The 20,210-nt window shown below is 69.7% G+C and carries 19 protein-coding genes; 4 read left to right on the top strand and 15 right to left on the bottom strand.

Features of this window, described 5'->3' with window-relative positions; translation table 11 throughout:
- Window position 1: 1 nt before the first annotated feature.
- Window positions 2-442, bottom strand: coding sequence for an SRPBCC family protein (locus tag QFZ75_RS09115; RefSeq protein WP_307535375.1), 441 nt, complete (start codon window positions 440-442; stop codon window positions 2-4).
- 176 nt (window positions 443-618) lie between these two features.
- Between QFZ75_RS09115 and QFZ75_RS09110 the strand changes: the two genes are divergently transcribed.
- Both QFZ75_RS09110 and QFZ75_RS09105 read left to right on the top strand, forming a co-directional pair.
- On the top strand, window positions 619-1,482 hold the full coding sequence (locus QFZ75_RS09110; protein ID WP_307535373.1) for a PRC and DUF2382 domain-containing protein: 864 nt from the start codon (window positions 619-621) through the stop codon (window positions 1,480-1,482).
- A 155-nt stretch (window positions 1,483-1,637) separates the two neighbouring features.
- Window positions 1,638-2,330, top strand: coding sequence for a DUF899 family protein (locus QFZ75_RS09105; RefSeq protein ID WP_307535371.1), 693 nt, complete (start codon window positions 1,638-1,640; stop codon window positions 2,328-2,330).
- A 470-nt stretch (window positions 2,331-2,800) separates the two neighbouring features.
- On the opposite strand, the gene recA is transcribed toward QFZ75_RS09105, so the two are convergent.
- Both recA and QFZ75_RS09095 read right to left on the bottom strand, forming a co-directional pair.
- On the bottom strand, window positions 2,801-3,877 hold the full coding sequence (gene recA / locus QFZ75_RS09100; protein WP_307535369.1) for a recombinase RecA: 1,077 nt from the start codon (window positions 3,875-3,877) through the stop codon (window positions 2,801-2,803).
- A 482-nt stretch (window positions 3,878-4,359) separates the two neighbouring features.
- Entirely contained in the window at window positions 4,360-5,262 is a 903-nt protein-coding gene (locus QFZ75_RS09095; RefSeq protein WP_307535367.1) for an NAD-dependent epimerase/dehydratase family protein, read from the bottom strand.
- Window positions 5,263-5,564: 302 nt separating this feature from the next.
- Between QFZ75_RS09095 and QFZ75_RS09090 the strand changes: the two genes are divergently transcribed.
- On the top strand, window positions 5,565-6,167 hold the full coding sequence (locus QFZ75_RS09090; protein ID WP_307535365.1) for a TetR/AcrR family transcriptional regulator: 603 nt from the start codon (window positions 5,565-5,567) through the stop codon (window positions 6,165-6,167).
- Window positions 6,168-6,365: 198 nt separating this feature from the next.
- On the opposite strand, the gene QFZ75_RS09085 is transcribed toward QFZ75_RS09090, so the two are convergent.
- The 7 genes from QFZ75_RS09085 to QFZ75_RS09055 form a co-directional block, all read right to left on the bottom strand.
- Window positions 6,366-6,713, bottom strand: coding sequence for a hypothetical protein (locus tag QFZ75_RS09085; protein ID WP_307535363.1), 348 nt, complete (start codon window positions 6,711-6,713; stop codon window positions 6,366-6,368).
- Between the two features lie 47 nt (window positions 6,714-6,760).
- Window positions 6,761-7,612 carry a class II fructose-bisphosphate aldolase gene (locus QFZ75_RS09080; RefSeq protein ID WP_307535361.1) on the bottom strand — a complete coding sequence of 284 codons (852 nt, stop codon included), beginning with the start codon at window positions 7,610-7,612 and terminating at the stop codon, window positions 6,761-6,763.
- Window positions 7,613-7,708: 96 nt separating this feature from the next.
- Complete coding sequence (locus QFZ75_RS09075; protein ID WP_307535360.1) at window positions 7,709-8,659, bottom strand: DMT family transporter; 951 nt, start codon at window positions 8,657-8,659, stop codon at window positions 7,709-7,711.
- The gene (locus QFZ75_RS09070; protein WP_307535359.1) at window positions 8,656-9,648 is read right to left on the bottom strand and encodes a BadF/BadG/BcrA/BcrD ATPase family protein; all 993 of its coding nucleotides are present in this window, start codon (window positions 9,646-9,648) and stop codon (window positions 8,656-8,658) included. Before QFZ75_RS09070 ends, QFZ75_RS09075 begins: the two co-directional genes overlap by 4 nt.
- A 49-nt stretch (window positions 9,649-9,697) precedes the next feature.
- Window positions 9,698-10,861 (bottom strand): SIS domain-containing protein, encoded by a 1,164-nt coding sequence (locus QFZ75_RS09065; RefSeq protein WP_307535357.1) that lies wholly within the window; start codon window positions 10,859-10,861, stop codon window positions 9,698-9,700.
- Window positions 10,858-12,153 (bottom strand): D-tagatose-bisphosphate aldolase, class II, non-catalytic subunit, encoded by a 1,296-nt coding sequence (locus tag QFZ75_RS09060; protein WP_307535355.1) that lies wholly within the window; start codon window positions 12,151-12,153, stop codon window positions 10,858-10,860. Before QFZ75_RS09060 ends, QFZ75_RS09065 begins: the two co-directional genes overlap by 4 nt.
- A 175-nt stretch (window positions 12,154-12,328) precedes the next feature.
- On the bottom strand, window positions 12,329-13,117 hold the full coding sequence (locus QFZ75_RS09055; protein ID WP_307535353.1) for a GntR family transcriptional regulator: 789 nt from the start codon (window positions 13,115-13,117) through the stop codon (window positions 12,329-12,331).
- A gap of 461 nt (window positions 13,118-13,578) precedes the next feature.
- On the opposite strand from QFZ75_RS09055, the gene QFZ75_RS09050 reads away from it, so the two are divergent.
- Complete coding sequence (locus tag QFZ75_RS09050; protein WP_307535352.1) at window positions 13,579-15,654, top strand: glycoside hydrolase family 36 protein; 2,076 nt, start codon at window positions 13,579-13,581, stop codon at window positions 15,652-15,654.
- Between the two features lie 124 nt (window positions 15,655-15,778).
- Here QFZ75_RS09050 and QFZ75_RS09045 read toward each other — a convergent pair whose 3' ends face one another.
- The 5 genes from QFZ75_RS09045 to QFZ75_RS09025 all read right to left on the bottom strand — a co-directional run bounded on the left by QFZ75_RS09045 (window position 15,779) and on the right by QFZ75_RS09025 (window position 20,160).
- Complete coding sequence (locus QFZ75_RS09045; protein WP_307535350.1) at window positions 15,779-16,597, bottom strand: hypothetical protein; 819 nt, start codon at window positions 16,595-16,597, stop codon at window positions 15,779-15,781.
- The gene (locus tag QFZ75_RS09040) at window positions 16,594-17,136 is read right to left on the bottom strand and encodes a SigE family RNA polymerase sigma factor (protein WP_307535348.1); all 543 of its coding nucleotides are present in this window, start codon (window positions 17,134-17,136) and stop codon (window positions 16,594-16,596) included. Before QFZ75_RS09040 ends, QFZ75_RS09045 begins: the two co-directional genes overlap by 4 nt.
- A 132-nt stretch (window positions 17,137-17,268) precedes the next feature.
- Window positions 17,269-18,789 carry an NAD(P)/FAD-dependent oxidoreductase gene (locus QFZ75_RS09035; protein ID WP_307535346.1) on the bottom strand — a complete coding sequence of 507 codons (1,521 nt, stop codon included), beginning with the start codon at window positions 18,787-18,789 and terminating at the stop codon, window positions 17,269-17,271.
- Window positions 18,786-19,250 carry a cupin domain-containing protein gene (locus QFZ75_RS09030; protein WP_307535344.1) on the bottom strand — a complete coding sequence of 155 codons (465 nt, stop codon included), beginning with the start codon at window positions 19,248-19,250 and terminating at the stop codon, window positions 18,786-18,788. The genes QFZ75_RS09035 and QFZ75_RS09030 overlap by 4 nt, the downstream gene beginning before the upstream one ends.
- A 142-nt stretch (window positions 19,251-19,392) precedes the next feature.
- Window positions 19,393-20,160 (bottom strand): IclR family transcriptional regulator, encoded by a 768-nt coding sequence (locus tag QFZ75_RS09025; RefSeq protein ID WP_307535342.1) that lies wholly within the window; start codon window positions 20,158-20,160, stop codon window positions 19,393-19,395.
- Window positions 20,161-20,210 lie beyond the last annotated feature (50 nt).

The raw sequence follows: 20,210 nt of genomic DNA, 5'->3' as shown, positions 1-20,210 counted from the left end.
CTCAAGGACGCGCCAGCAGCCGGTTCACGGCTCGGCCGAACATCAGCCGGCCCGCCCGGCCCAGCAGCGGGTCGACGATCCGCGGCAGTCCCCGCACCCGCACCTCCTCCCGCCACATCACCTGCGAACCGTCCCCCCGCGCCGTCCGCACCTCGATCTCGGCCCACCCGAGGACGAGGTGTCCGCGTTTGACGAGACGGCACAGGCCGGGGGCGCCGTCCCGGGGCGGCCGCCAGACGACGACCTCCATACGGTCGTCGAACGCCAGCCGGCCCACCCCGGTCCGGGCCACGAAGACGGTGCCGGCCCCGCGCGGCGGCGGCGTGAGGACCCGGATCCGCGTCAGCGGCACCACGTCCGCGTGCCGCTCCCACACGGTGAGCCGCCGCCACGCCTCGTCGGCACGCAGCGCGGTGTCCCGGAACACAAGAAAGAGAGCCACCCCGGAATCGTAGGCACACGGCGGCGGCGACGCCCCGCAGCCCCGCGCTCCCGGACGGCCCGGACCTGGGTCCCCCGGTATGCCACATTTATCATTTATCCGTTTTAGTAGGTTTCGTACACTCTTATGGCGGTGACTCGGGCAGCACACCGGACTCAGAAGGAGGGTGCTGAAGGATGATCACGCAGGAGCAGATCCCGGCCGTACTGGAACACCCCGTGTTCGATGCCGAGGGCAGCAAGATCGGAGATGCGAACCACGTCTTCTTCGACGACGCGACCGGCCGCCCGGAATGGGTCAGCATCAAGACCGGCTTCTTCGGCACCAGCGAGTCGTTCGTGCCGATCCGCGACGCGGTCATGGTCGAGGACCATCTGGAGGTGCCCTACTCCAAGGGCAAGGTCAAGGACGCGCCGAACGTCGACGTCGACAGCGGCGGCCACCTGTCCGAGTCGGAGGAGGTCCGGCTGTACGAGTACTACGGCATGGCCTGGGACGACGCCTGGCAGCAGGCCAATCAGCCCGGTGAGAAGGGGTGGGCCCGGTCCGAGACCGGCACCACGGGGGTGGCCGGGACCAGAAGCATGGAAGCCGGCACGGCCGCCATGGGGACGGGTACGGACCGGGGCGCGGACATGCGGGGAACCGAGGACGGGGCGATGACCCGGTCCGAGGAGCACATGCACGTCGGCGCCGAGCGGTACGAGACGGGGCGGGCGCGGCTGCGCAAGTACGTGGTGACGGAGGAGGTCCAGCAGACGGTCCCGCTGCGCCACGAAGAGGTACGCCTCGAACGGGAGCCGATCACCGACGCGAACCGCGGCGACGCCATGGCCGGCCCGGAGATCTCCGAGGCCGAACACGAGGTCACCCTGCACGCCGAACGCCCGGTGGTGCAGACCGAGACGGTTCCGGTGGAACGGGTGCGGCTGAGCACCGAGGAGGTCGCGGAGGAGGAGACCGTCACCGGCGAGGTCCGCAAGGAACGGATCGCGGCGGAGGGCGTGGAGGACGACGAAGGTGGCCGCCCTCGCCCGTGACCGTGCGGTACCGCGGCAACGCGGCAATCCGGCATGCGACGGCCCGCCCCGAACGGGGCGGGCCGTCGCATGCCGGATTGCCGGAGAGCGATGAGTTCGGCGCGGGGGCGGAGTCACCACCCGCGAACCATCCGCCGTGCTCTCCGGAGGAACACATGACAGCCAAGGCATTGCCGCCCGTCGTCGACACCGGGGCGTGGCAGCGCCATCTCGACGACCTGCGCGCCAGGGAGAAGGCCGCGACCCGGGAACTGGACGCGATCGCCGCCCAGCGCCGCCGACTGCCGATGACCGAGATGCCCGACTACACCCTTGAGGGTGAGGAGGGGCAGGTCCGGCTGGCCGACGTCTTCGGCGGCAACTCCCAGCTGATCGTCTACAACCACATGTGGTTCCCCGGCAAGGAGTGGCAGTGCCCGGGCTGCACGGGGTTCACGGCGCAGTTCACCCGCCTGGAGTTCCTGGAGGACTACGACGCCAGGTTCGTCGTCGTCACCCAGGGCCCGATCGACCAGGCCTTCGCGTACAAGCGGCGGACCGGGAACAGGATGGCCTGGTACTCCACCGCGAACAGCCCGTTCGGCACCGACGTGGGTGCGCCGCCCGGCGGCGGATTCGCGGTCAACGTCTTCCTCCGCGACGGCGACACCGTCTACCGCACCTGGCACACCGACGGCCGGGGCACCGAGCAGCTCAGCCACACCTTCGCGCTCATCGATCTCCTGCCGTACGGACGGCAGGAGGACTGGCAGGACTCGCCCGAGGGCTGGCCCCGGTCACCCACCTACAGCCGATGGATCAGCTCCGAGGCCGTCGCGGCACGCTACGGCCCCGGTCCGGACGCCTGACCTTCCGGGGCACGGGGCTGGATGACGCGGCAGGTACGGGCGGAAGGGCTGCCGCGGCGCTGCGACGGTGAGGTTTCGGCCCGACCCGGGTCCGGGTGGGGGCACCGCTTCCGGCGGTGCCCCCACCTCGCGGTCGTCCCGCGGCGTCGGACGGTGCAGCGGACATTCGCACGCATCACCTCGTCAGGCGACGCAGATCCCTGGCACGGCCTGCTTGCGAAACAGGTGCGGGGTGGCGACGAGGCCGGCCGGGTAGAGCTCGCGCGTGCGGCGCACCGCGGGTGCGCAGGCGGTCGGCGTCTTCGTCACCGACCCGGCGGACAACGACCAGGGACGCGAGCGGACAGGGGCCGTGGAGCATGCCGCGACGCTGAACATGCCGGGAGCCCGGGAGCCCGGGAGCCCGGGAGCCCGGGAGCCTGGAAGGCCGCCTCTCCCGGCCGGGCCGCGCCGGGCTGCTCCTGCGCCTGTCAGGTGGCGTTTCCCGCCGGGGTCCGGGCGGCATCGGGGGCCGGGACGGTGCCTGCGTCCTCGGCGACCGCGGTCTTCGCCGGTGTCCCGATCCCCAGCTTCTCCAGGATCTTCTTCTCGATCTCGTTGGCGAGGTCGGGGTTGTCCTTGAGGAAGTTGCGCGCGTTCTCCTTGCCCTGGCCGAGCTGGTCGCCCTCGTACGTGTACCAGGCGCCGGCCTTGCGCACGAAGCCGTTCTCCACGCCCATGTCGATCAGGCCGCCCTCGCGGCTGATGCCCTGGCCGTAGAGGATGTCGAACTCGGCCTGCTTGAAGGGCGGGGCCACCTTGTTCTTGACGACCTTGACGCGGGTGCGGTTGCCGACCGCGTCGGTGCCGTCCTTCAGGGTCTCGATGCGGCGGATGTCCAGGCGCACCGAGGCGTAGAACTTCAGCGCCCGGCCACCGGTCGTGGTCTCCGGCGAGCCGAACATCACGCCGATCTTCTCGCGGAGCTGGTTGATGAAGATCGCGGTGGTCTTCGACTGGCTGAGCGCGCCCGTGATCTTGCGGAGCGCCTGGCTCATCAGACGGGCCTGCAGACCCATGTGGGAGTCGCCCATCTCGCCCTCGATCTCCGCGCGCGGCACCAGGGCCGCGACGGAGTCGATCACGATCAAATCGATCGCGCCGGAGCGGATCAGGATGTCCACGATCTCCAGTGCCTGCTCACCGTTGTCCGGCTGGGACAGGATGAGGTTGTCGGTATCGACGCCGAGCTTCTTGGCGTACTCGGGGTCGAGGGCGTGCTCGGCATCGACGAAGGCCACCTGGCCGCCGGCCTTCTGCGCGTTCGCCACCGCGTGCAGGGTCAGGGTCGTCTTGCCGGAGGACTCCGGACCGTACACCTCCACCACCCGGCCGCGCGGCAGACCGCCGACGCCGAGGGCGACGTCCAGGGCGGTCGATCCGGTGGGGATCACCTCGATGGGCTCGTTCGGCCGCTCACCCAGACGCATCACCGCGCCCCTGCCGAATTTCCGCTCGATCTGTGCGAGCGCGGTGTCCAGCGCCTTTTCGCGGTCGGTACCTGCCATGAGCTTTCACCCGGTCCGATTGAGTGGCGCGCCGCACGTCGGAGGACGTGAGCGTCTACTGCCGACAACGGACGTCTCGGAGATCCCAGTAAACGAACATCCGATCGATTTTCGTGTCCGGTGAAAGGTACCAAACGGAGGGAAGCGGGGCGGGCCGCACACCGGACCGCTCCGAACGCGGACCGCTCCGCCGCCCGATTCCCCTCACTGAACCGCGCCGCCGTCGAACGGCGTACGCATCACGTGGAGTGCGTGGCCAGCCTTGAACCGGCCATGGAAGGGCCTGACCCGGCAGCAGTTCCACGCCTCCATCGTCGCGGCCTGGAGGAAGTGCCCAACAAGATCAGGTTCGGCAATGCCGTCGCATGGGCCCTGAACATCGGCCGGATCGAACTCGGCCGGGTCACCGGCTGGTGCCGTGACCGCGAACGTTCGCGGTGTCGGCGGCCGTGCCGTCGGCCCGCCGGTGTGGCGGTGGGAGTTCAGCCCACCTCGTCGCGGACGGCGGAGTCGAGGTCGGTGGCGGTCAGGTGGAAGGTGTCGGCCGTCTCCGTCGCGTCCATGTGGAACGGCGCGTACCGCTGGTAGTCCATCTCGGCCATCTCGCGGGCGATCGGCACGATCAGCCCGGCCGTACGCGTCACGGAGCGCGGTATCCGGATTAGTTTGACCGGTGGCCGGCCCGCCGCGACGGCGTAGCGCCGCGCCAGCTCGCGAATGGTGACGGCCGGCGGGGACGGCACGTGCCAGGGTCGGCCCCACGCGCGTTCCTCCGAGGCCAGCGTGATGAGGGCCTGTGCCATGTCGCCGTTGAAGGTGAAGGTGTGCGGCATGTCCAGATGGCCGGTGATCCAGGCCGCTTTTCCCTTCTGCAGGGCCGACTTGATGAGCAGGGAGTAGATGCCGTTGGCGTCCTTGCCGATGTAGTCGGAGCCGCGGACCTCGACGGTGCGGATCCCTCCGGCGAGGGCCTGTTCCCACATGCGTCTGCGCAAGCGGCCCTTGTGCCCGGTGGCGGCCATGGGGGTGTGTTCGTTCATCCGGCCACCGGGCTGCGGACCGTAGGCGTAAAGGCTGCCGGTCAGCGCGAGGACGGCGTCGTTCGCCTTGGCGGCGGTGACGGCCGCCGTCTGCAGGGGCGGCAACAGGCGCTCCCACGCCGTGTACGAGGGTGGATTGGCGCAGTGGTAGATCACTTCCGCGCCGCGGGACAGCTCGGTCAGGCGGGACGGGTCGGACGCGTCTGCGGCGACCCGGTCGACCAGCCGGTGCTCGGGGCCGGAGCCGCTGCGGGTGACGATCCGGACGCTCTCGCCGCGCTCGGCGAGCAGGCGGGCGACGTTGGTACCGATGGAACCGGCACCGATGACGACGTGCTTGGCCATGACGGTTTCTCCTTCTTCGGGGTGTCGGTCAGCCGTCCACGCCGGAGCCGGTGCAGGTGGGCACGTCGGCGAGCATGCCGGCGGTCTGCGGGCTGAGCTCGTTGCGGCGCCGGCGCAGTTCCTGGACTTTGGCGTTCAGGTCGAGATCCTCGACGACACCCTATTGATGTGGTAAATCATGACTTACTGCCCGTTCCTAACCTTGTTAGATTTCCTAACGCTGTTAACTATGGCGTGCGTCGTCGGCGCGGTCAAGGCGGTGACTAGGGTTCGAGGACACCATCGAGGCGAAGTGACGGACCATGCCGACCAGCACGAGACGGGCCCGCGAACGGGCGAACACCCGGGAGCGGATCATCGAGGCCGCGCTGCACGTCCTCGAGACCGAGGGCATCGCGGCCCTGACGATCCGGCGCATCGCCACCGACGTCGAATACTCCGCGCCCGTCGTCTACCAGCACTTCGCCAACAAGGACGCGCTCGTACTGGAGCTGGTCGCGCACGGTCACCGCCTCATGCTGACCGAGTTCCACCAAGCCGCGCAGGAGCCCGACACGGACCGGCGCATGACGCGCATCGCGTCGGAGTACGTCCGGTTCGCCGGTGAGCACCCCCACCTCTTCCAGGTCATGAACGACCCGGTGGTCGACGCGGACGAACGCCGGCGCGTCGCGGAACCGGCCATCGACGTCCTCAGGGAGCTGCTCGCCACCTGGTCGGCTGCACACGACGTGGTCCTGGCCGATTTCGACCAGGCCTGCGAGATCCTCTGGGGCACGCTGTACGGCATCGCGTCGCTCGGTCACCTCGGCGACGTAGGCAGCGATCGCGCCCGCCGCCTCGCCGAACAGGCGCTTCGCGCGATCCTTCTCGGCTGGCAGACCGAGGCGCCGGCGAACGGCTAGGTGCTCCGACCGCTGTGGTTCGCCGGGTTCGGGGGGAGGACCGGAGTGTTCGTCGAGAGCGCCTTCCTGATGAGGTGTCAGGTGTGTTGCTGAGCCGGTCGGACCCGGTCGGGCGGCGTATACCGAGTCGGGCGGCGGGCCGAGGCGACCGGCGCCGGGGGTGCACACCACCGGTGTGCACCCCCGGCAGCAGTGCGGTCAGCTGACCCTGGTGATGCTGTACGGGGTCAGCGTGACCGGCCCGACGAGACCGTTGGCCTGTGCGGCGCGGATGGACAGTGCGTCGGAGAGGGTGCGCAGTCGGTTGATGAGGGTGGTCGAGACGTGGACGGTGAGGGTGTTCCTGCCGGCATGCAGGTAGGCGCCGATGTCCGCTGTCGCGTTCAGCTGGTTGACGGTGGGAACCTCGGTGCCGTTGACACCGAGAGTGTGGGAGGTGGTGTAGGTGCCGGTCCCGGAGGTGTTCTTCAGCTTCGGGATGTCGGTCCAGGGCCGGAGCCGGTCGACGTCGACGTGGACCGGCTCCTTGAGCTCGCCGGGTGTCACCGGGTGTCACCGGGTGACACCGGGTGCGGGGAAAGTTTCGGCCCCGCTCAGCCGCTCACCACACCGAGCAGGACCCGGACCGTCTCCGCCATCGTCTCCCGGCCCCTGGCGACGTAGGGGCGGGGGTCGGTCAGGTCGGGGCGCTCCGCCAGCGCCTCGCGGACCGCGCCGGTGAACGCGACGTTGAGAGCGGTACCGATGTTGATCTTCACGATGCCCGCCTGAACGGCTTGTCGCAGATCGTCGTCGCCGACGCCCGACGAACCGTGCAGCACCAGAGGTACGGGCACGGCCTCCCGCAGGCGTTCGATGAGCGCGTGGTCCAGAGTCGCGGAGCGTTCGGTCATCGCGTGGCTACTGCCGACGGCGACGGCCAGGGCGTCCACGCCGGTGTCCGCGACATAGCGCGCCGCCTCCTGCGGGTCGGTGCGCACCCCGGCTGCGTGGGCGCTCGCGGGGGCGTCGGGCTTGCCGCCCACATAGCCGAGTTCGGCCTCCAGCCACAGGCCCGCACCGTGGGCCCACCGGACCGCGGCGCGGGTGGCGGCGAGGTTCTCGGCGTACGGCTGCGCCCCGGCGTCGAACATCGCGGAGGAGAACCCCGCGTCGGCCGCCGTGCGCAGCAGCCGCATGTCCGTCACATGGTCCATGTGCAGTGCCACGTCGACGTCACAGGCCTTGCCGACCTCGGCCGCTGCCCGCGCGATCGGCTCGACCCGGCCGCCGTGGAACCGTACGGCGTTCTCGCTGATCTGCAGGATCACCCCCGGGGCGCCCGCCGCGGCTGCGCCGGCGGTGATCGCCTCGGCGTGCTCCAACGTGATCACGTTGAACGCGGCGACGGCCCGGCCTGCGGCGGCGGCCTTCGAGACGAGTTCGCGCGTGGGAACCAGGGGCATAAGGGTGTCCCCTCGCTTTCATGTCGGTTCGGTGGGTACGGGCCGGTGCCGGCCCGTACCGCTATGTGGTTCGGGCCGGTACGGATCTGCGGGCGATCAGGACTTCTGCGCAGCCGGACTCACGTCCGCGCCGTCGTCCGCCGCCCCCGGGGCCACGGAACTCTCGCCGCTCTTCTCGTCGCTGTAGACCATGAGGGTCGAGCCGGCGAGGGCCAGCACGATGCCGAGGGTGCCCCACACGTTGGGGAGCCTCTGGTAGACCGCCAGGGACAGCACGATGGTCAACACCGGCGCCAGTGCGTTGGTGACGGGAGCGACCACCGTGGCCTTGCCCCGGCTGAACGCCATGACCAGGAACAGCGCGCCGACCGCGTTGAGGACCTGCGTCACCGCGGTGAGCGCGGGCGCCTGCCACGGGGCATCGGAGGGGAAATCACCCATCATCACGAACGCCACCGGCACCAGCAGCAGTCCGCTGATGGTCATCCAGCCGAAGGTCGTCGCGTCGTTGACCCCGACAAGCGCGGCCTTGCGCATGCAGAACGCCTGCACGCCCCAGGCGACGCAGATCAGGATGGCCATCAGCAGCCACGGGCCGTGCGAGTTCGAGTCGTCCTTGCTGCTGGGAATGCTGAAAAGCACGATCGCGGCCAGCGCCGCGACGACACCTATGAGGGCGAGCCGGTTGATCCGCTCACGCAGCAGCGCCATCGCCATGAGGACGGTGATCACCGGGGAGAGCGAGACCAGGGGGAAGATCAGGTACGCCGGACCGTTGGCGAGCGCCTGGAAAAGCAGCAGCTGTCCGCCGGCGCCGGTCAGTCCCGCGATCAGTCCGTACCCCGCGGCGACCGGCCGGCGGTCGAACGTGTTGCCGCGCATCGCGAAGTACGCGGGGATGAGCATCGTGCAGGCCCAGATGATGTAGATCATCTCGTTGGGATAGCCGTACCTGCTGTTCGGTTCGCTCGAGAAGGCGCCCCACACACCCCAGAACAGGACCAGCAGCGACGCGTACACGATCCAGCTCTTCGTACCTCTGTTCATCGGTTGTCCTCTCCTGAGGCAGGGGGCCCGGGGGTCATGCGCAGCGCGTCGAGCGCGGGCCGGTCGAGCGAGGTTCCGGCGAGTTTTGCGGCGTACAGGGCAGCACCTACGACAGGCTCGTAGAGAGGGTGTCGCAGCTCGTAGTGGGTAGAACGATTTTTCAGCCCGGAGGTGAACGCCTCCAGAACCAGGTGGGCGCCGAAGGTGCCGCCGGAGTAGGAGACCGGTACGGTCTCGTCCGGGCCGAACTCCAGCCGTTCGCGGGTGACGTCGACGAGCAGGGCGAGTTCCCGGCCCGCGCCGGTGAGGATCTCCGTGGCGACCGCGTCGCCCAGAGCGGCCGCCTCGGCCACCGAGCGGCTGAGCGCGGCGATCCGGCTCCGGTCGCCCTGCCACCGGTTGTGGACGACGTCGATCACGTCGAGGTCGGAGGCGAGATGCAGGTGGCGCCGGAACACCTCGGCCAGGGGGCCCTCGGGGAGCCGCCCGTCACCCATCCGCGAGAAGGCGTTGAGACCCCGGATCGCGATCCAGTGCGCCGATCCCTCGTCGCCGAACATCTCGCTCCAGCCACCGATGCGCACGCCCCGGCCCAGCCGCTCGCCGTAGGTCATCGAACCGGTGCCGCTGATGACGTTGATGCCGTCGACCGCGCCCAGCGAACCCGCCCAGCCGCAGACCATGTCGTTGTCGCAGGTGTAGCGGTCGTGCCCGAGCACCGCTCGCGGGGTCGCGTTCAGGACGGGCAGATCGCGGGCCGCCTCCCCGTAGCCGGGCAGCCCGAAAAAGGCGTACTCGATGTCGGCGGGGGCCAGCCCGGCCGCCGTGCAGACAGCTTCGACGCCTTCCTTCAGCACACGTCCGACAAGCTCGATGCCGTGGGAGAAGTAGTACGAACTTGCCGCCTGTGCTCGCGCCACGACCTGTCCGGACCGGTCGACCATGCAGAATGCGGTTTTCGTACCGCCACCGTCGACACCTAGGAACATCGTTGTACCTCCGTCCGGCGCCCTCGATCCGCGCCGTTGATGCCTTTGATCAGTGGTGCAAGGAGTGCAGGGTCACGCCCTGCACCACGCGGTTGATCTCACCCGAGGGGAACGGGTTGTCGGGCCGCAGACCCCGGGCCAGGGAGGCGCGCAGAGCGATGAGCTGGGCGTACACCACGGCGGACAGCGCCAGGGCGACATCCTCGACGCCGTCGAGGCCCGGCAGCGGCCAGACGTCGGCGCCTGTGCCCCCCGTTCCCGCGCCGGAGTCCGCGGAGACCGTGACGATGCTGCCGGCGGGCAGATGTGCGCGCAGCTCCGCATGGATGTCCTGGTCGTACTTGCGGGTGTACGGGTCGTTCGACATGTACACCACCACGACCGAACGATCGTTGAGCACCGCCTTGGGACCGTGCCGGAATCCCAGCGCGGACTCCGCGACGGCCATGAGCGTCCCACCGGTGAGCTCGAGCACCTTCAGCGCCGACTCCTCGGCGAGGCCCTTGAGCGGGCCGCTGCCGAGGAAGACGATCCGCTCGGGCGCGCTCTCCAGGAGGGCGCCGACGGTGCGGTCGACAGCGCTGCTCCCGGTGATCGACTCGGCTGCCCGGGCCAGGCGTTCGGCGACGCCGTCGTAGGCGCTGCCGCCCAGGACGAGCAGCGCCGCGAGCGTCATGCACGTAAAGCTCGACGTCATGGCGAAGCCGCGGTCGTTGGACCCGGGCGGCATCAGCAGCACGTGTGACTTCGGCAGCTCCGCGTGTTCGCGCGCCAGGCGGCCCTGCTCGTTGCAGGTGATCACGAGGTGGTGCACCTCGGAGAGAACCTGGTCGGCCAGAACGGTGGCGGCCACGGACTCGGGGCTGTCACCCGACCGCGCGAAGGAGACCAGCAGCGTGGGCACGTCCTCGGCGAGACAACCGCGGGGGTCGGCGACGAGGTCCGTGGTGGGGACCGCGTCGACGCGCCGTCCCAGCCGCCGGGCCAGGGCGGGCCGGAGCACCTGGCCGGCGAAAGCGGAGGTGCCGGCGCCGGTGAGTACCACGCGCAGGTCGCCGCGGGCGACGAGCGGACGCAGGAAGGCGTCCAGCGAGTCCCGGGAGGCCGCGACGGTCTTGTCGACCTCGCGCCACAGCGCGGGCTGCTGGGCGATCTCGCGGACGGTGTGGGCAGCGCCGTCGTCCGAGGACAGCGTGCCGGAGGGCGTGGTCATACGTGCTCCTTCTGGTTCGGGTGGGAGGCGCGGTCGTAGTCGCGCAGAACATCGCGGACGTGGTCCACGGCCAGGTCGCGCGGCCGGGCGGCGAGCTCGCCGTGGCGGACACGGGCGTACTGGAGCGGAAGATGTGCGCTGAGCAGCGGCAGGGGGATGTCCACGGCCGAGAGGTTGTCCAGCAGCCGGGCCTGGGCCTTTTCGATCTCGGGGTCGGGCCAGTAGTAGCGCATCCGGTCGCTGTAGCTGTAGCGGCGCGCGAGGCGCTGCTCGGCGGCGCCGCCCTGGTAGTAGCCCTCCCATGTGGCCGGTTCGGCGAGCATCCGCTGCTCGACGACCTCGGCAAGCCCTGACCGCTCGGCGGCCGGCACCAGCTCATTCTCGATCGCGGCGAGGGCGAACAGCGCCTCGCGCAGGGCGAAGGTCAGCCCGGGGCCCACCTTGAGGACCGCCCAGTGGTCCTCGACCAGCGCGGCGAGCGCCTCTGCGGTCTGGTAGTCGGTCGAGTGGGCCTCGTAGACCATGGTGGGCTCGTCGTCGAGGACCTTGCGCAGTTCCTCGGTCAGCTCCCGCCGGTAGTCGACGACCTGAAGGTGGTCGAATTCCACGGCCGGCTGGACGACGAGGGCCATGACACGTGGCCAGACCTCGTCGATGCCGTGTCGGACGAACGCCTTGCGGTGCTGCTCCAGAGTGGTGCGCGCTGCCTCGGGCGTGGTCGGGACGAGAGCGTCGAGCGTCTCGTGCGCGCCGCCGGGCGTGGGCACCTCGGTACCGATCACGTACCGGATCCGCTCTGCCCGCTCGGGGCCGGCCGTCTCCTCGGCCACCCGGATCAGCCGCGCGGCGCGTTCGGCGACCACGTCGTCGGTCAGCGGTGCGGGGTCACCGGCACACGCGAAGCTGCAGTCCAGGTGGATCTTGGTGAAGTCCGCCGCCACGTAGGCGGCGACCAGGGCGTCGGCCCGCTCCATCGCCTCGTCGGGCGTCAGGGACCGCCACCGGTTCGGTCCGAGGTGGTCGCCGCCGAGGATCACACGGTCCAGTGGCAGACCACTTTCGGCGGCGATGCCGTACACGAGGTCGCGGAAGTCCGCGGGCCGCATGCCCGTGTAACCGCCGTACTGATCGACCTGGTTCGAGGTCGCCTCCACCAGTACATGACCGCCGGTCTCCCGTGCCTGCACCACGGCTGCCTCGATGACCAGCGGATGAGCCGAACACACCGAGGTGATGCCCTGCGGCTGTCCGGCCTTCTGGCGCCGGACCACCTCGCTCAATGGGCTCTGCATCGCCAACCCCTCACTCAACGCGCATCTCAAGCCAATGTGCCGTCATGGCCTGCGGCTCATTTCGGACAGTACTGGTCTTGTTTGGGCTCGTCAACAGTCTTATTCTGGTATGCATCTGGTCTTGAACAGTCGGTCATCGATCCGGGGCGATCGTCCAAGATCGGTTGGTGAACGTCTAAGCCGGGTTGGTGATGGAGGCCCGGAACCGGTAGCGGTCCCCCCGGTAGACCTGGACGGTCAGTTCGATCGGGCGTGATTCCTGGTTCGACGTCAGCTGGGTCGCGACCAGCATCGGCATGGTCTCCTCGATCTCGAACAGCTCGATCTCCCGTGGCGTCGGGTGGCGGGCCTCGACCGAATAGTCGGCGACGCGGGGCAGCTGCGGCGGGTCTGCGGCGCGCAGGGTGGCGTAGAGCGAGGCCGTGCTGAAGTCGGTGTCGGCCAGGGCCGGGCAGGCCGCCAGGGGAAGCCGGTTGTGCTCGAGCACGACCAGCAGACCGTCCAGGAAGCGCAGCCGGTGGAGGTCGAAGAGGTCGGCGCCCGGAGCGATCCGGAGCTGCTCGGCCTCGTGCACCGTGGCCGGGCGGACGGTGGCGGAGAGCACCTTGCCGGCCGTCGTCAAGCCGTTGGCCTGGGCGTAATCGGCGAACCCCTGGACCTGCGGGGCCGCCGAGGCGGACGTCATGGTCGCCTCGGGGAGCAGACCGAGTTCGGCGACGAACCACCCGCGCGACGACGACGGCCGCACGATGCCCCGCGACTGCAATTGCGCGAGGGCCGCTCGCAGCGTCACACGCGATACGGCGTACCGGTCGACCAGAACCCGTTCGGAGGGCAGCCGGTCACCGGGGCGGGCGGCGGCGGCGCGCAGGTCGTCGAGCAACTGCGCGGCTGTGCGCTCGTACAACGGGAGGACGTCGTCCCCGAACAGGCCTCTGGGCATCGGCGTTCTCGCATCCGTCATACCAGAAACATACCAATCCGGTCGACGGCGCGAACCCTCGGCCAAGCGGCCCACCCGTTGACATGCCACTCGAATACCACTTACGTTCTCGACGCAGGCCACCCGATGATGAGGAAGTCGCCCCTGAGCGACCCTCCGTTTCGCCGCGCCCCGGGCACCCTCCGGTGATCGAGGCAACGTTGTCGCAGCTCACCGAGGATGGCTGCGCACTGCCGCCGGAGGCGACCTCGCACCGGGGTGCCCGTTCGGACGGCACATGTCCCCCCGACCTCAACCGACCCACCGCGAAAACCGGTAGCAGACCAGGTGTTGACCAGCGCTACGGACGGTCGCTTCGTCGCAAGCACGCTGCTCGACTCCGACGATCCACCACTCCGACGCTCCACCACTCCGACGATCCACAACGACGGACCAGAGGCGGCTGCCCCAGGCGGGCACGCACGACCGAAAGAGAGTTCGACATGACGGACATGAACCGGCGAAGCGTACTGAAGGTGGCGCTGGGGGGTGCCGGCCTGGCCGCCTTCCCCGCCGTGGCCATGGGCGCCTCACCCGCGGCCGCCGCACCGAACTCGGACCCTGACCTCGTCGGAGTCGGCGACACCTCCATCACCCTGGAGTTCGACGACCAACTGCGCAGCCGAGTGGCGCTGAAGGGCATCGACCTCACTCGCTTCGACGCCGGCGAAGCCCTGCTGGTGGGCGATACGACCATCGGGAAGTTCGCCTACCGCGGACACCGGACCCGCACCACCCGGCACACCCGCCACGGCGCGGGCGTCCGGGTGACGATCGAGGGCACGTCCGAGGAAGGCGTACACAAGACGCTCGAGCTGACCTCCTTCGAGCGTCTGGCCGGCATGATCGTGATGAAGGCGACCTACACCAACAGGTCCTCCACCGCACTGAAGGTCACCGGGTGGCGCAACGCGGCCCACGAACTCCTGGAGATTCCCGGCGGCTTCCACACCTTCTCCGGCACCACGCACACGGACCGCCGCGACTGGGTGACGCCGGTGAAGGACGGCTACGTCCAGGAGAACTCGCTGGGGATGGACTCCTCCGACTACGGCGGCGGCACCCCGCTGGCGACCGTCTGGCGCCGGGGCGCGGGCCTTTCCGTCGGACACGTCGAGCCCGTGGCGACGATCCTGCGCATGCCGGTCCGCAAAACGGCCGCCGGAGCGAGCATCGCCATCCAGGACGACACCGCCCGCACCCTGAAGCCGGGCCGTCGGCTCAGCACCAGCACCACGTTCTTGACCGCCCTCCCGGGCGACCACTTCGTGCCGCTCCAGCGGTACCGCGACTACATGAGCGACATCGGCCAGCGCGCCCCCAAGGCCCCCGCCTCGGCCTTCGAGCCCATCTGGTGTGCCTGGGGCTACGAGCGCGACTTCGCCACCGAGCAGATCACCGCAGCGCTGCCGAAGGTGCACGAGGTCGGCCTGCGCTGGGCCGCGCTCGACGACGGCTGGCAGACCAATGAGGGCGACTGGGACATCGACACGGCGAAGTTCCCGCGCGGCGAAGCGGACATGCGGGCCTTCACCAAGGAGATACGGGACGCCGGCCTGCGACCGCGCCTGTGGTGGGCCCCGCTCGCGGCGGACCCCGACAGCAACCTGATCCGGGACCGCTCCGACATGCTGTTGCTGGACCGCGACGGCAACAAGCAGGACGTCACCTGGTGGGACGCCTACACGCTCTGCCCGGCCTACCAGCCGACCGTGGACTACTTCGTCGAGCAGGCGAAGAGGTTCATCGGCGACTGGGGGTACGAGGGGCTCAAGATCGACGGCCAGCACCTCAACAGCGTCGCGCCCTGCTACAACCCCGAGCACCGGCACGCCCGCCCCGAGGAATCCACCGAGGGCGTGGCCCGGTTCTGGAAGGCGATCCACGAAGCCGTGCACGCGGCGAACCCCGACGCCCTCGTCGAACTCTGCCCCTGCGGCACCGCCTTCGCCTTCCACAACCTGCCCTACGTCGACCAGTACCCCAGCTCGGACCCGGAGTCCTCCTACCAGGTCCGCAGCAAGGGCAAGTCGATGAAGGCGCTGATGGGCGCGGGCAGCAGCTACGCCGGCGACCACGTCGAACTGAGCGACGACGGCGACGACTTCGCGTCCTCCTACGGGGTCGGAGCCGTCCTGTCGACCAAGTTCACCCTCCCCGGAACCGGAGCCCCGGACAAGGCGACCGACCTCACCCCGGAGAAGGAGGTCCTCTGGCGCAAGTGGGTGTCGCTGTACGAGAAGAACATGCTGTCCACCGGCGAGTACCGCGGTGAGCTGTACGACATCGGTTTCGACAAGCCCGAGGCACATGTCGTGACCAAGAAGCGGACCCTCCACTACGCCTTCTACGCCGACCAGTGGGACGGGACGGTCGAGCTGCGCGGTCTGGGCCGCACGCGGTACCGCCTGACCGACCCGTTCACCGGCACGTCACTCGGAACTGCCACCGCTCAGCACAACACCGTGAAGCTGTCCTTCGAGAGGTTCCAGCTCATCGTGGCCGAGCCCATCGGCTGATCAACCGGGCGGCCGGGCACCACTCTTCGACAAGACGGGGGCTGTAGGAGGCTGTTGTCCGAGCGCCGTCGCGAACCGTCGTCCGGCGGCCCCCCCGAGCCCCGCACTCGGACTCCCGCTTCGTCTACTTCGTCACCTTGATCCCCTCGTACGCGGTGGACTTCGGCGCCAGGCAGACGAACCAGTCGTAGGGCGAGTGCTCGGGGCTGTGGATGACCGGAACGGCGGCGTTCGCCTCGGTGGCCGCGGACGCACGGCCGACCTTGGTGGACGTGCCGTCCTTCCAGGTGCAGGTGACCTCCCGGGCGGTCCCGGCGACCTGGCCGACCACCAGGCGCGGGGCCGTGTCGTTCTCGGGGAGCAGCGGGAGCGTGACGGCCCCGTACTCGCCGCCGGACAGGACGTCGTCCTCAGGCAGCACCATGTCCGCGATCTGAGTGGTCCTCGCCTCCTCACCGGTGACCCGGTGCACGAAGTGCGCGGCCTTGCCCACCAGTTCGGAGGCCGTGGAGACGTCCTCCGGGTGCTCGCCGAACTCGGCCATCGCCGCCAGGGCGGCCCGTGCCTCCGCCGTGTCCGCCGGAGCCTTCCACACGTCGATGTACACCCTCCACGGCACTCCCGCGTCGGTGCCACTCGCCAGGGTCGTCCGCATGTGCGGTTCGGGTGCCTCCGTGCCGGCGACCGACCGGCTCGCCGGCGGCACCCCCCGGTCGCCGTCACCGGACAGCCCCGTCAGGGCCAGAGCCCCCGTGGAGCCGGCCACGACCAGGGTGGTGGTCGCCACGACCGCCCAGCGACGGGCCCTGCGGCGGCGGCCGCCGCGAATCAGCGCCTGGGCGGGGGCTACGCCGATCTTCACCTCGTCGGCTGCGTCGGCCAGCAGGAGTGCGATGTCGTGCTGTGTCATGTCGGGGCTCGTCTCCCGGTCCGCGCTTTTCACGTTCGTCCTCCCTGCGTCACTGTCTCCGCCAGTCCCGACAGGGCGCGCAGCTTCGCGATCCCCTTGGCCGCGTTGCTCTTCACCGTGCCGACCGAACAGCCCATCGCCTCGGCCGTCTGTACCTCGGTGAGGTCCTCCCAGTAGCGCAGGACCACTGCTTCCCGCTGCCGTGCCGGCAGTTTGGCCAGTGCCTCCAGCAGCGTGTGGCGGTCGTCGGCCTGGGCGATCCGGTCACCGGTGTCGGCCACCTCGTGTGCCAGGCCCGCGTCCTCGCTCCTGGGCGCCAGGAACTCCCGCAGTTTCCTGCGGTACCTGCGGGCATGCGCGTTGATCATCACTCGTCGTACATACGCCTCCGGGGCGTTGGCCGAGGCGACCCTGTGCCAGGCCACATAGACCTGTTCCAGTGTCGACTGGACCAGATCCTCCGCGGCGTGCTGCTCCCCCGTGAGCAGGAATGCCGTGCGCATCAGTCGCGGCCAGCGGCCGACGACGAAGGCCTGGAACTCTCTGTCCTCGGCCTGTTTTCGAACCCCCATGAGCACCTCCTAGATGGTCGGAAGAGGCCATGGGAGGCCGAGACCGTTGCCTCACCGCGGAATCCTTTTCCGCGCTCTCGTGGGAGCGGGGCGTGAACCGGGGAGCCGGACAGCCGTGGGTTCTTCCTGGTGTCAGGCGGCTGTGTCCGGTTGCGGTTCGGTGGTGGGCGGGGTGGTCAGCCGGGCGAGCAGGGTCGGGGTGACGCTGCGGTAGGCCGAGGGATCGACGGGTTTGATCCAGTGGGTGGCCCGTATCCGTGCGGGTATCTGCGCGTCGAGGTCTTCCAGCATCTCGTCGACGTTGTGCATCGAGAAGGGGATGATCTTCGCGCCCCGGCAGTGGTGGCGGTTCGTGGCGGTGTCCATGAAGGCCAGTTGGTCGACGACCGTCCGGCGCATCTCGGCCGGCTCGGGCAGCGGTACGGCGCCTGCCAGGTCGGCGGCGATCCACAGTGCTGCGATCTCGGCGTTCAGCGGGCTCATGAACGAGGAGTTGTAGCCGTTGAAATAGAGTCCGGGGGCGTCGAGGGGGCGGATCTGGCGGTAGAGCATGAAGTTGCCGTGTGTGTCCGTCAGTCCTTGCCGGGTGTCCTTGTCGAGGAAGGGCAGGTCCTGGCGGAAACCGGTGGCGCAGACGATCAGGTCGGCGGGGAGTACGGTGCCGTCGGCCAGGTGTGCGAGCGGTCCGGTCGGGCCTGCGGCGAGGCGGGTGATGGTGGTGTCCGGATGCACGGTGATGCTGCCGTCGGTGACGTTCTCGAAGAAGCCTTCGGTGGCCAGTCCGACGGCTGTGGTGATGATGTGCTCCATCCGGCCGGACGGGACCAGCTTCAGCTGTCGCAGGCGGAACTGGCGCATCGAGACCGAGCCGAGCGAGTTGAGCAGCGCGCGGCGCAGTCCGTCACCCGGTCCGTGCAGGAAACGTTCGAACCCCCGCAGCCGGACGTAACGGAACAACGCTTCACCCAAACGGGTCAGCATCAGCATCTTGAAGTTGAGTACACCGGCGATCCTGCGCGGGATCTTCCACAGCAACCGGCGGGCGATGACGTGGGTGCCGGCAGCCGTGCCGCTGACCGCGACGGCCAGGTCGCACGCCGACTTGCCGTATCCCACGACCAGCACCTGACGGCCCCGCGCCTCGAGCGTGTCGTGGAACTCGGTCCCGGCACACAGCCGGCCGCCGGCCGCGGTGAACTCCTCCAGCCCCGGGTAGTCCGGTACGGCAGGCTCGCAGAAGATGCCGTTGGCGACGACGACCCGGTCGTACTCCGTCTCCGCGTGTTCTCCGGCCGCGTCGCGAGTGCGGACCGTCCACCTGCCCTCCGCCGCCGGACGGAGGGCGACCACCTCCGTGTTCAGCCGCAGGAGGGGATCGAGACCGCTGGCGGTGGCGTAGCCGGCGAAATACTCCTGCACCTGGGCGCCGGTAGGCCACTCCGGGCAGTCGCGTGGGTAGGGATGGTCGGAGAAGGAGTACTGCCCTTTCGGGCTCTGTGTGGTCAGACCGGGGTAACGGCGCGTGCGGCTCCACACTCCGCCGACGTCGGGGGTCCGGTCGAAGACCTCGACCTCGTGACCCGCCCGGAAGAGCACCTTCGCAGTGACGAGGCCGGCGGCTCCGGCGCCGATGACGGCGATCCGCATCGTCATCCCACCTCCGGCGGCAGCTGCAGTTCGATGCCGAAGTCGCTCATGATCTGCTTGAGCAGGCCCAGATCCTTCGGACCCGGCGGCATATCGGCGAGCGCTCGGTAATACTTCTCCAGACCCGCCGGCGACACCACGGACATGACCCGGGCCTCGTCGCCGTACGGGTTGCGGAAGGCATGGACGACGTCGCGCGGCAGGAACAGGTAGTCGCCGTGCTGCAGAACGAAGTCCCGGCCGCCGAGGTGGACGTCGAGCCGGCCCGCCAGACAGACGAAGGACTCGTCCTCCCGGGTGTGCACATGGGGCGGCGGACCGTCGGTCTCCGGAGGAATGGCGTACTCGAACAACGAATAGGCGTCGCGGGTGGCTGCGCCGTCCGCCTTCATGGTGATCCCGAGCCCGATCGCCGGGATGTCGTGCCCGTCGCGGGACGGGAGCATGTAGCCGCCACCGAGGGTCATCGTCATCTCCTCCGAGACATGTCGGCGCCGACACCGCCACCGGGCGGCGGGGTTCGGCGTGATGTGAGGAAACAGCATGGAGGCGACAGGACCGGCGGGCCAAACACTTGTCCCGCTCACCGGGACCCGGTTCCCCGCGGGGTCAGCGGCGCCGCAAGGAGGCCCGGGAGGCGGCGGCCGCGGCGAGCCGGACGGCGGGCCCCACCCGATCGGCACGTACCACGGTTGTCGGGCCGGTGACGGACAGGGCGGCGACGACGTCTCCGAACGGGCCGAACACGGGCGCCGCCACGCAGCTCACTCCGATGTTGCCCTCCTCGCGGTCCAGCGCCCAGCCGCGCTGGGGGATCGCGGCCAACTCGCGCAGCACCGCGACCCGGCTCGTCAGCGTGCGCGGGGTGCGTGCGGTGAGGCCGGCATCCAGGACCGCCTCGACCGTGGCGGCGTCGCTGTGGGCGAGAATCGCCCGGCCCAGCCCCGAGCAGTACGCCGGGATCATGCCACCGACCTGGCTGAGCATGGGCATCGGCCGGTGGCCGGTGATCTTCTCCACGATGAGCACCCGGGTGTCGTCCAGCACTCCGAGCTGGACGGTGTTACGGGTGGCGTGGTGCAGGTCCTGGAGGAACGGCAGCACGGCCTCCCGCAGCTCGTGCCGGACGGGGGCCAGCCCGGAGATCTCGAACAGCCGGTTGCCGATCCGGTAGCGGTCCCGCGGTTTGTCCAGCCAGCCCAGCCGGATCATCCGCTCGGCAGTGCGGTGGGTGGTCGACCGTGGCATCCCGCACCGGGCGACCAGCGAGGCCAGAGTCAGCTCCCGATGAGTGTCGTCGAAGGCGCCCAGGATGACCGCAGCACGTTCCAGACCACCGGCCGGGACACACGTGGGATCCCGCTCAGTGGGACTCATCGTTGGCTTCCCTTCGTCATGCCGCACACACTAACGGCGTCGCGATCGGC

It is taken from the genome of Streptomyces sp. V3I8, from assembly GCF_030817535.1.
Classification (GTDB): Bacteria; Actinomycetota; Actinomycetes; order Streptomycetales; family Streptomycetaceae; genus Streptomyces.
This window is presented reverse-complemented; position numbering and strand designations above follow the sequence as displayed.

Excerpts from the sequence above, each read along its gene's own strand:
- QFZ75_RS09110 (WP_307535373.1), top strand. The coding sequence starts at position 619 with ATGATCACGCAGGAGCAGATCCCGGCCGTACTGGAACACCCCGTGTTC.
- QFZ75_RS09105 (WP_307535371.1), top strand. The coding sequence starts at position 1,638 with ATGACAGCCAAGGCATTGCCGCCCGTCGTCGACACCGGGGCGTGGCAG.
- recA (WP_307535369.1), bottom strand. The coding sequence starts at position 3,877 with ATGGCAGGTACCGACCGCGAAAAGGCGCTGGACACCGCGCTCGCACAG.
- QFZ75_RS09095 (WP_307535367.1), bottom strand. The coding sequence starts at position 5,262 with ATGGCCAAGCACGTCGTCATCGGTGCCGGTTCCATCGGTACCAACGTC.
- QFZ75_RS09090 (WP_307535365.1), top strand. The coding sequence starts at position 5,565 with ATGCCGACCAGCACGAGACGGGCCCGCGAACGGGCGAACACCCGGGAG.
- QFZ75_RS09080 (WP_307535361.1), bottom strand. The coding sequence starts at position 7,612 with ATGCCCCTGGTTCCCACGCGCGAACTCGTCTCGAAGGCCGCCGCCGCA.
- QFZ75_RS09075 (WP_307535360.1), bottom strand. The coding sequence starts at position 8,659 with ATGAACAGAGGTACGAAGAGCTGGATCGTGTACGCGTCGCTGCTGGTC.
- QFZ75_RS09070 (WP_307535359.1), bottom strand. The coding sequence starts at position 9,648 with ATGTTCCTAGGTGTCGACGGTGGCGGTACGAAAACCGCATTCTGCATG.
- QFZ75_RS09065 (WP_307535357.1), bottom strand. The coding sequence starts at position 10,861 with ATGACCACGCCCTCCGGCACGCTGTCCTCGGACGACGGCGCTGCCCAC.
- QFZ75_RS09060 (WP_307535355.1), bottom strand. The coding sequence starts at position 12,153 with ATGCAGAGCCCATTGAGCGAGGTGGTCCGGCGCCAGAAGGCCGGACAG.
- QFZ75_RS09055 (WP_307535353.1), bottom strand. The coding sequence starts at position 13,117 with ATGACGGATGCGAGAACGCCGATGCCCAGAGGCCTGTTCGGGGACGAC.
- QFZ75_RS09050 (WP_307535352.1), top strand. The coding sequence starts at position 13,579 with ATGACGGACATGAACCGGCGAAGCGTACTGAAGGTGGCGCTGGGGGGT.
- QFZ75_RS09040 (WP_307535348.1), bottom strand. The coding sequence starts at position 17,136 with ATGGGGGTTCGAAAACAGGCCGAGGACAGAGAGTTCCAGGCCTTCGTC.
- QFZ75_RS09035 (WP_307535346.1), bottom strand. The coding sequence starts at position 18,789 with ATGACGATGCGGATCGCCGTCATCGGCGCCGGAGCCGCCGGCCTCGTC.
- QFZ75_RS09030 (WP_307535344.1), bottom strand. The coding sequence starts at position 19,250 with ATGACCCTCGGTGGCGGCTACATGCTCCCGTCCCGCGACGGGCACGAC.
- QFZ75_RS09025 (WP_307535342.1), bottom strand. The coding sequence starts at position 20,160 with ATGAGTCCCACTGAGCGGGATCCCACGTGTGTCCCGGCCGGTGGTCTG.